Annotated in this window: 10 protein-coding genes; 3 read left to right on the forward strand and 7 right to left on the reverse strand. The window is 41.6% G+C overall.

The window, feature by feature from the left end:
• Positions 1-67: 67 nt before the first annotated feature.
• On the forward strand, positions 68-1,387 hold the full coding sequence (locus tag AACX33_RS20360; RefSeq protein ID WP_194000956.1) for a proton extrusion protein PcxA: 1,320 nt from the start codon (positions 68-70) through the stop codon (positions 1,385-1,387).
• Between the two features lie 35 nt (positions 1,388-1,422).
• Here the strand turns inward: AACX33_RS20360 and AACX33_RS20365 are convergent, their stop codons facing one another.
• Together AACX33_RS20365 and argJ are read right to left on the reverse strand one after the other, a co-directional pair.
• Positions 1,423-1,530, reverse strand: coding sequence for a EutP/PduV family microcompartment system protein (locus AACX33_RS20365; RefSeq protein ID WP_275973779.1), 108 nt, complete (start codon positions 1,528-1,530; stop codon positions 1,423-1,425).
• A gap of 43 nt (positions 1,531-1,573) precedes the next feature.
• Positions 1,574-2,887 (reverse strand): bifunctional ornithine acetyltransferase/N-acetylglutamate synthase, encoded by a 1,314-nt coding sequence (argJ, locus tag AACX33_RS20370; protein WP_194000958.1) that lies wholly within the window; start codon positions 2,885-2,887, stop codon positions 1,574-1,576.
• Positions 2,888-3,428: 541 nt separating this feature from the next.
• Between argJ and AACX33_RS20375 the strand changes: the two genes are divergently transcribed.
• Complete coding sequence (locus AACX33_RS20375) at positions 3,429-4,412, forward strand: CHAD domain-containing protein (RefSeq protein ID WP_194000960.1); 984 nt, start codon at positions 3,429-3,431, stop codon at positions 4,410-4,412.
• Here the strand turns inward: AACX33_RS20375 and AACX33_RS20380 are convergent.
• Positions 4,402-5,058, reverse strand: a complete 657-nt coding sequence (locus AACX33_RS20380) for a hypothetical protein (protein WP_194000962.1) — start codon at positions 5,056-5,058, stop codon at positions 4,402-4,404. The two genes, AACX33_RS20375 and AACX33_RS20380, sit on opposite strands and share 11 nt — an antisense overlap.
• A 241-nt stretch (positions 5,059-5,299) precedes the next feature.
• On the reverse strand, positions 5,300-6,241 hold the full coding sequence (locus AACX33_RS20385; protein WP_194001094.1) for an N-acetylmuramoyl-L-alanine amidase: 942 nt from the start codon (positions 6,239-6,241) through the stop codon (positions 5,300-5,302).
• Between the two features lie 472 nt (positions 6,242-6,713).
• On the opposite strand from AACX33_RS20385, the gene AACX33_RS20390 reads away from it, so the two are divergent.
• The gene (locus AACX33_RS20390; RefSeq protein ID WP_194000964.1) at positions 6,714-7,349 is read left to right on the forward strand and encodes a hypothetical protein; all 636 of its coding nucleotides are present in this window, start codon (positions 6,714-6,716) and stop codon (positions 7,347-7,349) included.
• A 304-nt stretch (positions 7,350-7,653) separates the two neighbouring features.
• Here AACX33_RS20390 and hetR read toward each other — a convergent pair whose 3' ends face one another.
• The 3 genes from hetR to AACX33_RS20405 form a co-directional block, all read right to left on the reverse strand.
• On the reverse strand, positions 7,654-8,553 hold the full coding sequence (gene hetR, locus AACX33_RS20395) for a heterocyst differentiation master regulator HetR (protein WP_194000966.1): 900 nt from the start codon (positions 8,551-8,553) through the stop codon (positions 7,654-7,656).
• Between the two features lie 951 nt (positions 8,554-9,504).
• Positions 9,505-11,829 (reverse strand): EamA family transporter, encoded by a 2,325-nt coding sequence (locus AACX33_RS20400; RefSeq protein ID WP_227789203.1) that lies wholly within the window; start codon positions 11,827-11,829, stop codon positions 9,505-9,507.
• A 607-nt stretch (positions 11,830-12,436) separates the two neighbouring features.
• Positions 12,437-12,970 (reverse strand): inorganic phosphate transporter (locus AACX33_RS20405; protein WP_227789205.1); only part of this gene is annotated, 534 nt, incomplete at its 5' end.

Below are 12,970 nucleotides of genomic sequence, written 5' to 3' on the forward strand. Positions count from 1 at the left end.
TGCTAGTATACTTCGTGCGTTAACTTAATAATCAGAATCACTCATAAATCCTGAATAATAGCTGACGATGAGAATACCGATTTTTAGCCAGAAAATTTACCCTTTTTTACTATCTGCTTACAGATGGTACTTACTCACCCCAGAGCGTTCATTGGACGCAGCTTATCAAGCCGCATTAAAGATTAAAGCCATAGAAGACGAGCATTTTAATGGTAATAAAATAGACTTAAACTCAGTCATCTACAGTAACAGCGTGATGGATTATTTTGAGTCAGATTTAAAGCAACAATTAAAAATTGCCCGAATGCGACTGACAGAGTTTCGAGCCAGTCGTTTGTTTTCTAATGAATCTCATCCAAGAGCCGCTCTGAAAACAGGGATAGAATATCCTAGTACTGCCTTAATTTTAGATAAATTACAATTCATTGATCAAGTTATCTCAAAATATAATAACTTGGAGAACGAGGTCAATTCCTCGGCTTTAGTAAATAAACCTCAAATCGTCAAAGTTGATGCGCCTACCTCTGAATCATCACTCCAAAAATTACCAAGTCAAAATCAAGAACCGAATAAAAAACAGCGAGGTAAGGCTGATACAATGGGAATATTGCCCCGGTCGATTTTAAGTACTATCGGTCGTCTGCAAGTTGAATTAGATCCAAATGCTGAACAAGATGTTGTTAAAAACTTCCGTCAGACTCAAAGAAGAACCATCATATCTATTAGATTTATTTTACTATTAATTATAGTACCTTTGTTAACTCATCAAATATCAAAAGTATTAATAGTCGGTCCTCTAATCAACCATTTTAGAAGCCCCGATACAACGCAAATATTCCTAAATTTAGAAATGGAGGAAGAAGCATTAGTAGAAATGCAAAGATTTGAAGAAAGAATTAAGTTTGAAAACCTGATTCATAGCGCCCCTCCACTATCTGCTGAAGAGATGGAAATTGAGATGGAGGATAAAGCCCAGGAAATTGCTGAACAATTTCGCCGCAAAAGTGCCAATGCTATTAAAAATGTTTTTTCAGATATTTTCTCAGTTGCTGCTTTTATTTATCTATTGATTATCAGTAAACCTTCGATTATTGTACTAAAAGACTTCTTTGATCATATTGTCTATGGTCTTAGTGATAGTGCTAAAGCATTTATCATTATTTTGTTTACCGATGTATTTGTCGGATTTCACTCTCCTCATGGCTGGGAAGTAATTTTAGAAGGTGTATCACGTCATTGGGGCTTACCAGCTAATCGAGATTTCATCTTCTTATTTATTGCCACCTTTCCTGTGATTTTAGATACAATCTTTAAATATTGGATTTTCCGTTATTTAAACCGCATATCACCTTCCGCAGTTGCTACATATCGGAATATGAATGAATAATTAGTAATTCGTAGTTCGTAGTTCGTAGTTCGTAATTAATTAAGCCAGATTGATGTATGAGGAATGGCGAGGCGCTGGGAAATTTGACGTGCTAAAGTCGTCTTCCCCGAACCACTTGTACCAACTACACATATTCGCTGCATTGATTTTCTCTGTGTTCTCTGCGCCTCTGTGGTTCGATATCCTTTAAGTCGTGTACTCCGCGTTAATTTTCACATAGTCATAACTCAAATCACACCCCCAAGCTTTACCAGAACCATGACCATTCCCAACGTTAACGGCAATAATCACCGGATTATCGACTCGTTGACCTTTAATTATGCTTCTATCCACAGATAAATCATTACTATTATTAGTAGCAATAAAGTCTGGTGGTAAAGAAGAATCAGCCGCAGTTTGTTTTAAATATGCACTGGCTGCTGCACGGTCAAATGGTACTGGTTGACCATTTTCTAATAATAAGAAATCCCCTAACTTTATTTGCAGGTTGTCTTGTTCAAAAGATACACCTGCACGTCCGGCGGCGGCGGCGATACGTCCCCAATTGGGATCGCGTCCAAAGATTGCCGATTTAACTAGAGATGAACCGGCAATGGTTTTAGCGATTTGACGGGCGGAAACTTGATCATAAGCGCCAGTGACTTGCACTTCAATTAAGCAGGTTGCACCTTCGCCATCACGAGCGATCGCTTTCGCCAAATACTGACATACTGCTGTTAACATGGCCTCTAATTTCTCAGCTTCTGCACCCATTTCGGTAATTGCTGGAGTGCGAGATTGACCATTAGCCAAAGCAATTAAACTATCATTAGTGCTGGTATCACCATCTACGGTAATGGCATTAAAACTTTGATCAGCAGCCCTACTTAACATTTGTTGCCACAGATTTGACGAAACCGCCGCATCACAGGTGACAAATGCCAACAGAGTGGCCATGTTGGGATGAATCATCCCGGAACCTTTAGCAATCCCACCAATGCGGACGGGGCGATCGCCTATGGTTGTTTCTAAAGCAATGGATTTGGTTACCAAATCTGTAGTAATAATTGCCCCAGCTGCTGCATCTGAACCTGTGTCGGAAAGTGCGGCTACAACCTGGGGAATCCCACTGCGTAAAGCATCCATCCTGATCCGTTGACCAATTACGCCTGTAGAAGCCAAGAGAATCGATTCTGGGGAAATATTCAACTCACGCGCTAATATTTCGGCACTTTCTTCGGCATCACGCACACCTTGCATACCTGTGGAGGCATTTGCTTGACCAGCATTGCAGAGAATTGCCCGCGCGCTGTGTTTAGCTTGCAAACGTTGGCGACAATAATCTACACAGGCGGCTTTAACTTGACTAGTGGTAAATACACCAGCTGCGATCGCCTCTACATCTGACCATATCAAAGCTAAATCGGGCAATCCCGAAGGCTTCAGTCCTGCGGTGATTCCCGCCGCCTGATAACCTCTTGGTGCTGTCACACCACCAGAGATTTCTTGCCAATCTGCCATTTTTATTCTCCCCACAACTGTTAGCTGCTTGATTGGCGATTATACCAAGTCTTCGCTGCCAAATATTCGCCGATCATGAAATAAGGAGAGCCACATCGGTAGCTCTCCAGATCATCAGGGTGCATCTACATAGCAGAGTATAGCATTTTTGCCATGAGGTGTTACACCCATTATTTATTTTTGGTATAAATTTTTTAAGTCGTGAGCGACTCTAGCCCTGAAAAGATGGCTCAAACCACTTGCTCATAACTTTTCCCCTGATTTTTCCTGCTTAATCTGATATTAAATAATAGATGATTTCTTCATTCACTCTTTCTGAGCAACACTATTAACTATCAACAGCAATATTTATTTCTATTCATAAAGATACAGATAGCAATCCTCTTTTATCCACCGATAGACTCAGATCCCCGAAGTCTTGAATAATTTGGGTATCTTGATGTTCATAACTTATTGAGCAGTGCTACATATACTGCAACAAATATACTTTGTTCACTAATGTTAGTATACGATCATTTGACGAAACATTTAATTTTCGAGTATGACATTGACAATAAACCCCCCAGTAAAAAGTCTCAAAGACTACGCTCACCAGGCAATTCAACAACACCTCAAGAAAACCTTGAAATGGGAAAAATCAGTTAAGAAAGATAAAGATCCAGAAGCATTGCATCAAATGCGAGTCGGGATGCGTCGCCTACGGACTGCCATCAGTAGGTTTGATTTATTCCTGAATTTACCGCAGTCAGCCAACGCCTCGAAAATCGGTAAAATTGCGCGTCGTCTTGGCAATCTCAGAGATATAGATGTACTCAAAGAAACTTTAGCAACCCTTTACCAACCACATTTACCTCACAAAGAACAAAAAGTTCTGCGAACAGCTTTTGATGCTTTAGATAAACAACGTCAAAAGGCATTATCCCAGACGCAGACAACATTACAAGGTGAAACTTACAAGTCTCTTAAACAAGCATTGGCAGATTGGTTAGAACAACCCATTTATCAGCCTTTGGCATACATCCCAATTCAACAAGTGCTACCGGATTTACTTTTACCAGAACTGAGTAGTTTTTTGCTGCATCCGGGCTGGCTAGTGGGGACTAACATTATAGATTCAGAGGTAAAAGTTTGCACAAATTTGCCACCAGAAAACATAGAACAAGAATTGATAACTCAAGGTGACAGCATTCATGATTTACGGAAACAAGCCAAACGAGTGCGTTATCAAATGGAGTTATTTAGTGACTTATATGGTGAGTCTTACGCGGCTTATGTTGCCGAAATCAAAAACATCCAAGACCTATTAGGAAATATGCAAGATAGTATGGTGATGGGTGAGTGGCTTGCAGATGTGTTCAAATCAGAAATTGATGCTGAACTGCCCACCCTGGCTACTTTATTCCAAGAAAATCGTTATCAGTTGTGGCAGCAATGGCAACCTTTGCAAGAGCGCTATTTCCAAGGTGAACACCGACACGGTTTTCATTTAACAATACTCAACCCCATGCCAACAGCTATTTTGTGAAGAACCCCAACCTGATGGGAGCATCCAGAGATAATACATAGGTACTGCTTTGGGGAATCTGCACAACACGGGTATTTTCTGGGGAACCTAAGCCAGTCAGGAACCCCACAATACTGCCCAGCATTGCACCCCGGTCAAACTGTTTTGGGTCACCTTGGCTGAAAAAGCCCAAAGTATCCCCACCAATTTGGCTCCAAATCGAACTATTTTCCACAGCTTTGTCATTAGCTCGTTTGTAGGTAATAGTAGTACCGGGTATTGTCTGACTTGATGCTTTAATAGCCACAATCCGACCATTAATTACCAAAGATTTAGCGACAATTTTCACACCCCCATCTGTAGGTTTGAGATTAATAGTTACAGGGGAATTTTGAGGCACTATAATATTACCTCGATCATCTGCGATCGCATTAGTTAAAGGAACAGTGAGAGGATAAGCCTGATCCTGCCCCACATCAATAGTCACGGATGCGGGAAATTTGACAATAATTGCTGTATCTTGAGGAATTGTGATCTCATCACTGACTGCTAGGGTTTGAGATGGCCCAATAGGGTGAGTCGGAAGAGGTTGAGCGCTAGTTGGCAAAGTCAAGGAACCTAACAGAGAAATAGAATAGGCAAGGCTTAACAACATTTGCATTTTCATGGGGCGAAGCACTAGCCTCAAACGCTGACTAAATCAACGATACAGCAACTTATAGTCCAAAAAGATAGGTCTTGGTTGATCAATCAGACTTATCTATGGAAGTCCGGCACTAAATATGCACCCAATGACAAATTTCCAGCGCCCTGAATTTTATCCAGAAACACGCACTTTTTCAGAAAAAGCAGCAGGTTGTATGAAGTTTGATGATCCTGCTGCTAAGAGGAAATAGTGGCTAGTCAAGCTAACCAATTAATCTCTGCCAGGTCATTCCTCCGACAATGCCATCAGCAAGCAAACCATTTTGCCTTTGATATGTCCTAATAGCTGTTCCTGTCTGAGGACCATAGATGCCATCAACACCAGCACCTACACGGTATTGTAGGTATCTCATAACTGGACCGCCAGCGTGGTTGGGTCTGATGATTCGTTTAGCTAAAATCAGATTAATGGCATCCCAGGTCTTTGTGTCTGCAATTCCACTAGGTGGTAGTCCCACAATATTCTGAAAATTTACTGTTGCAGAGCTGGTTGCCGGTCCCATGGAATTATCTTCTACTAAAGGCCTACCATTCCTATCGTTGATTTTTAATTGATTTAAGGCTCTTTGCAGTCTGATGACTGTAGTATCTGTATTCAATTCTTCATCTGGGACAGGATTCACAGGAATACTAGGTACTTGACCGGTCAAGCCTTTGACAATGGCATTAGCAGTTGCTTCCGGTTCAAAGATATTCATATCTCGTGGTGAATCGACGAAGCAGCATTCTACAAGAATCGCAGGCATATTAGTGTTTCTCAGGACATATAAGTGGGAACCACTTTTAACCCCACGATTAAAAAATCCTAAACTGACAATTTCATTTAACACTGGTTGAGCAATTCTTCTCCCAGTTTCACTAGCTGCAAATACTTCCGTACCATTAGCCCGACCATTAAAAGCGTTAAAGTGTATGGAGACAAAAACCTCAACTCTGTTAGTATTGGCCGTATTAATTCTTTGAAATAGTGAATTTGTTACGGAAGTAGACCTATCTGGTTTACACAGGATTACTTCATGTCCTAAAGCCCGTAACTTCGAGATTACTCTGTTCCCGACATCTGTGTTTAAAGCATCCTCAAATTTGATCCCCACAGCACCTGTGTCTGGAGGAGAATTATGCCCAATATCAATGCCAAATTTCATCTGTTGAACCTCACTCACTACTTCTGCTGATAAATTCCGATTTCCTATGGCTGCGCCACGCCAGCTATCAGGTTCTCAATAGTAAATTAAATTTATGACTATTCAAGGAACCCTGATCAACATATTGTCTGTGATCAAATATCATTGATGGCAAATTAAATAACGAACTAATCAAGCACAGAAACGTCTCTTCTCTAAGAGAGGCTACGCAAACCAAGCCAGGTTTTAGGTTGTAATCCAATATACTGGATTGTATTTTATACTGGGCAGTCGCTTGGAGATACTGTTTGATCATTGTTCGCTATTAGACTAATGTACCAGACCGTATTCTTTCGTAGTGTTTTTCCAAAATCCAATATTAAGCTAAATATTTATAAATATTCAAAATATCCCCGTGGATTAAATTTCTTGGTTTGCAGAAGAGATGCCGTACATTTGAGTTAGCATAACTTTGGGTGTTTGGAGAAAGGCGATGAGCAAAAAAAAATTGAGTAAACCTGGGAACCAACAAGGCAGTTTCGCTGTCGAAATATTTAAGAGCAAAACGATGCGGCTGACAACGCCAGTTTTAGCTATGGCTGGATGGTTGGCGATGATTGCTCCAAGTATGGCTGTGACTACCTCTTACGCCAACGATTACCGTGTCTGTACAGCTAGACTCTTGAATTTGGGTATAACTGAACAAGCAGTATCACAAGGATGTGCAAAAGCACTGCGTCCGCGAGATTTATCTGCTTGCGTGGTAAAAATTAATCAACAAACGCAAATTAGTCCCGTAGATGCTCTTTCTTCCTGTGAGCAAGCCCGCCGATCTGAGGACTTCTCTACGTGTGTGGTTGGTATTACCACGAATACTCCAGGAGTTGTTCACACAGCAGTTTTAAACTACTGTGGTCGTAGTTTATTGCCTGAGCGTTTCGCTCAGTGTGTCGTGGGCTTACGTAGTGAGATTGATCTTCCACCTACCCAGGCAATGGATACTTGTATCGATGCCAGTGACCGTGTTAGTGGCTTTTCGCCTGCATCTGCACCACCAAATAGAGTCCCCACCGAATTTAGTCCCTCTTTTGAGGTGACTCCAATTCCAGGGAATCCAGGAAGTCGATAAAATCACAGGTCTTGAAATTGACGAGTTTCTTCTAGGCTGGGCTTACAGCCCGCCTATTTTTTTGTGTGCCAAAAAATAGCTGATATGAGGTAGAACAGATGGATTTGGTGGCTTAAACACTTAAACTTACCCAACTTTTTAAACCAAAAAAGTCAAACAATTTTGGATTTTGGATTTTAGATTTAGATTTTGGATTGATTCCACAGATAAATCAACAGGATTGTACCATTAGGGAACAATTGCTCAGGTAAGGCATAGAAACGCTCTGCTAGTCGAAGGTGTTAATGGTATAACACCTGAACTATCAGTCTTCTTTTCTGCCAAACACCATCTGCAAAATCATGGGGATACCACCGGTTTGGTGATATCTATCGGCCCAAGAGCGAATTATTTCATCTAATTCTTCCATAGCTTGCTCCCATTTTTCTGCGGGGATATCAAGCTCTTCTAAGGCTCGCATGGTATTTGGTCGCCGTTCTGCCCAATCTTTCATCATCCGGAAATACCGAGCGGTATCTTCTACCATGATGTATGTCCGCTCTTGATCGTCTGCTGGCGCATAAAAAGGACGGGTAAGAGCGTAGAAGGGCATTCCCCAAGGAGAATCAATCCGCGTTACTGTACCAGAGTAGAGTAGCCGACGCTTGATATGCTCTGCTAGAGCTTCGCTCAGAGGCATTTGATGCTCAGGTGGCAATACTTCTTGCGATCGCTTGTGCAGAAATTCAATCAAATCTAGAAACTCAAAAGATGTGGTCAATTGAGCATCAGGCAGGTTACTGGGGAGTTTCTGCTCGATTTGTCTTTTTTCTTCACTGGTCAAATTTGTCCCAGGAACACGGGATCTTCCTGGTTGCCAAGGAAACTTTTCCATCCAGACATATGGCAACTGAATCAGATAGCGGGGTTCTTGAGAACCTAGCATCTTCAACAATTTGCCTTCTGTCAGCGCCTGTCTGACTTCCTCTACAATGATTTTTACCCGTTTTGGCTCTAGGTGATGCAAGTGACCGGTCATCCGCAGATTTTGTCCTTGCTCTAGATAGGTCATGTATATCGCACACTTAGCTGCGGTTGCGGCTGCATCTAAGAATGCTCCATGCCTATGCCCACTCGTCCGCATGGCACTAAAAGCCAGATAAAGCATGATCTGATCCATCGCACTGGGGCTAAGACGCTTGATCAGATCTATGTCGTTACTCATATTACAGACAGTTGAATAGCACGTTTACAGATTTATTAGTCACACAGAAACAAGTAGTATACACCCAATTGAAGCCAATGTGTTTAATCCAACCTGATTATGTTTTAACTCGCAGGTGTTCAAGAGTCAAACATGATCATTACTCTTGAGCGGGGAAGTCTGACTGTAACAACTGTCTGGTAGCTTTAATAATTCGGATATCTTTCGCAAAGAATTCGTTTTTATTAGGCTTTGAAGAACTGTTGGTTGTGTCCAGATTTCCGGCAATGGTTGGAAGTTATTTTGGTGTAGGTAACCTACTGGCTTAAGAAAAACTGGCTGGTTTATCCAGAATTTGTAAACCAATACTTTACTTACAACTTCCGGGAGTTTTTTGGAAGTATAGGCATTTGACTGGAGGGACAATCATCTACCTAAAATTAGGCGATAATTCCAAGTTCAAATTACCTTTTATTTTCTTACAACATGATATTCTATTTTCGTCCGTTTTTTTATTAATTTTGTATAAAGTAATCTATTGGCAATACTTCCATGATTATCATGTAAATGGTTAATTTGCAACTGTTTATTAAGATTCTCTGATATTTCACCAAAAACTCTGAGTTTCAGTTTAATTAGTGCTTTGGTGTTGGGAGGATGACAAAGAAACCTCTAATGCAGATTAAACTAATTTACATCCGGATTATACTGTTTATACGTATATTTTAAAAATAGTATTTTCACTGAATTATTCATGTTTACCAAGACCTCCTCAAGGTGATAGTTAAAAGACTATAGCAATCAAATTTGCTCCGGTGAATTATCCGGAGTTTCCAGGGAAATCTTCACAAGGAATGGGGAAGAGCAAATCAGGGATATGTATGTGCTGAGGATTGTTCTAACAATCAAATCGCAGTCCGAGAATAGAACTCTTTTAACTTTAATGATCATAGTTTGGTGGCTCTAAGTGATTTAATTTTGAGAGCGAGAAGGTTTAACCTGAGTTCGCATTTTCTCAAAGCTGTAAGCTGCTACACCAAAACTGACGAATACCACGCCCATAATTTGGATAATTGCCAAGGTTTCCTGAAGCATCAAACCAGCAAAAACTACGGTTAAAATTGGGACTCCGGCTCCGATAATCGCCGAGCGTAACCCACCTAATTTGCGAATACCAACATTTTGGAGTACATAGCCGAGGAGAGTGAGAACACCCAAAATAAAAGCACTCAAAATCAGTTCTAGCAACTGCGACTGCTCAACAACAATACTCAAATTGCTTGGTAAAGGCAGTATCAAACAGATAAAGCTCAACACAAACATGGTGGTAAAGTTAATTAAAGTAAAAGACACTGGATGCACTTTAGTACCACATACCCGCGTCAAAATTACGTAGCAGGCAAAAGCTACGCCAGCTAAGATGGCTGTGCTGCTTCCCAGGGAGAAATTAGCCATACCCAGGCTTGCAGAACCTCCTAAAACCAGCAATTCACCGCAGAAGATAGCGCCCATAGCAGCCGAGTGAAATCCACTAGGGCGATCGCGAAACAGTAACCATGAGAGAAGGCCGCTAATCATGGGGTAGACAAAGAACAAAGCGATCGCCATTCCAGTTGCTACCTGACCAATAGCCAGGTAGATCAGCACCTGAGATAAAAACAAACAGCAACCACTGGCGATAGATAACTGTAAAGTTCTCTGTTTCTGAACACTACTCTTAGGAGTGGAATTACCACGTGATGATCCCAAAAGGTTCTGCATATCTTGCCATACTTGTGGATGCATCATGGGAGCCAAGAGTAACATTAGTGGCACAACTACCAGCAACCGGAGCATTAAAATTAACAGGATATTTCCCAGTGTTGGCGAAATAATGCCCTGGATCTCTAAAACTCCAAAATTGTCGTAAGCTTTAAAAAACATCCCCTTGATGGCTATGTTGTATAGCGATGAGACGATTGTTGACAACACAACCAACAAAAAACCTATCTGGATTGGCGAAAAAGTTCGGGAGCTAGGTAACTGTGATGATGCAGGTTTTGCTTTTTGCTTGGTTCCTGGGTCAGAAGTTAGGGGTTTATTCTTGCGTTCAAACGAGTTTCTACTGAGTACTGAACTGGGTTCGCGAACCTTTCCTGTCTCTGGCGAGGATTTAGTATTGCTTTCAGACGAGTTTCTGCTGAGTACTGAACTGGGTTCGCTAGCCTTTTCTGGCTCTGAGAATTTGGTATTGCTGGAGGACAAATCGCCACTGAGGACGGAACTGGGTTCGTTGACCTTTTCCTGTTCCCCTGAGAATTTGGTATTGCTGGAGGACAAATCGCCACTGAAGAAGGAACTGGGTTCGTTGACCTTTTCCTGTTCCCCTGAGAATTTGGTATTGCTGGAGGACAAATCGCCACTGAGGACGGAACTGGGTTCGTTGACCTTTTCTTGTTCCCCTGAGAATTTGGTATTGCTGGAGGACAAATCGCCACTGAGGACGGAACTGGGTTCAGTCACTAGTGGAAGTATTTTATTTGCCGATGACCCTAGTGTAGAAGGATCAGGATTGTTACTTTCAGATAAGTCTTCAGTGCTTGTATAACTTAGCTTGGTGGCGCTGGTTTGGATGACTCCTGTTTGTAAATGTGTTGGAGAGGAAGGCGGCGGTTGTTGCTCCGTGGGGGGCAAAATATTCGGTGGTGATGCTTTTACAGTTGGTTGTGAGATTTCTGTTGTGGTTTTTCCTAGTTCACCGCGCAGATGATTAATAAAGTCCTCGACAATCGCTTCCCCCTGCTGCTGTTGGCTCTGCATCCGAGACAACTGTTGGGAAAGATTATTTTGGTAATTCTTCAGTTCCTGTTGTAAGGAATTAAAGGTAATTGTCAGGGTATCATCCAAAGTGCCAAGCATTTGTTCAGCACTCTCATTGTTATTACCGGCTGACTTGATAGCAGATCGTTCCTGGGAATTACCTTCTACTGATTTGCTGGCTAAACTTGCCAGCGATGATTGCAGCTGCGAAGATATATGCTTTGCCAAGGCTTCTGATAACTGACGAATCAACACTTGCTGTTCGGTGATTTGTCTTACCTGTTGTAAGTGTTCCTTTTCCTCTAGCAACTGTTGAATTTCGTCAGATAAACGAGTTTTATCGGCCTGAAGCCGTTTTATTTCTTCCTGTAACGATCTGAGGACATTTTGCTGGAGTTTTTCTAAATCCTCCACCACAGCCCATAAAGCTGTCTCTGCTGCTCTGGATAGCTCGCCTCTGACTCGTGGGTTGTCTGGTCGCTTCTCAAATCGCCCCATTAGCTTCTAACCTCTAACACCTTGAAGATAAAGCTGCTTTCCGTAAACTTGCTGGGCATCCATCGTGATTTCCTGGATTTTGTCAGGTAAATTCAAAACTTTTGCCGGAATTGCGTACATAAATTTAATTTTGTCATGGTGAGTACAAGGTTGGCAAAGTATCCAATTTATTTACATAGCAGCCGGATTATACTTTCTTGCCTTCAGCATCAACGAGATGCTGGCCATGAGACTTATTTAAATTAACGGTTCTCTTGTGAGAGTTTATTAGAAAAAACAACACTCCCAATATAAATACTTGCTTTTTTAGTAGCAACGGTCATTATCAAAAGCTGATCAATACCTGTATTGCCACAACAGGATTATCAGATTTATGGAATTATATGTCAATTTTTGCAGAATGTAGCTTGTGTGACAGTTTACATTCTTAATAGCTCTTAGACTAGTGTTCCGCAGAAATTCAAATTATTACTATCCCCTGTTAATTATTTTAGTGAATTAACTGCTATTCTGCAAAAACATACTTTGGTTTTGATGCTGTAGCAGTCTGCTTTTCAGATAAAAGCTAGAAAAATATCAATTGATTCGGTTACATAAAGAATAAATATTAGAGGAAGAAAATTCTGGCAGTGCTAAAAATGGTAGCGCTGAGGATTGCACTCACGGGAAGGGTAATTAGCCATGCAAGGGCAATACCTTGTAGAGTTTGAAATTTAATTGATTTGATATTTTGCATCAGTCCAATACCGACAACACCGCCAACAAGTGCATGGGAGGTGGAGACAGGTAAACCGAAGCGGGAGGCTAGCAGGATGGTGGTGGCGGTTGCAAGTTCGGCACAGAAGCCACTACTAGGTTGCAAAGATATGATGTTTTCGCCAATTGTGGCAATCACCTTTTTACCCCAAAGGGCTAAACCAGCGACAATACCAGCACCACCAAGGATTAAAATCCAGATGGGGATGATAATGCCATTGATCGGGACGCTACCAGTGCGATTAATATAGACGATCGCCGCTAAAGGAGCGATCGCATTACCAACATCATTAGAACCATGAGCGAAGGCGACAAAGCAAGCACTGAGAACTTGAAACCGACCGAATAGGCGTTCTACGGGATTGGGGAGTGGGGAGTGGGGAGT

Source organism: Nodularia sp. LEGE 04288 (assembly GCF_963896525.1).
Classification (GTDB): Bacteria; Cyanobacteriota; Cyanobacteriia; order Cyanobacteriales; family Nostocaceae; genus Nodularia.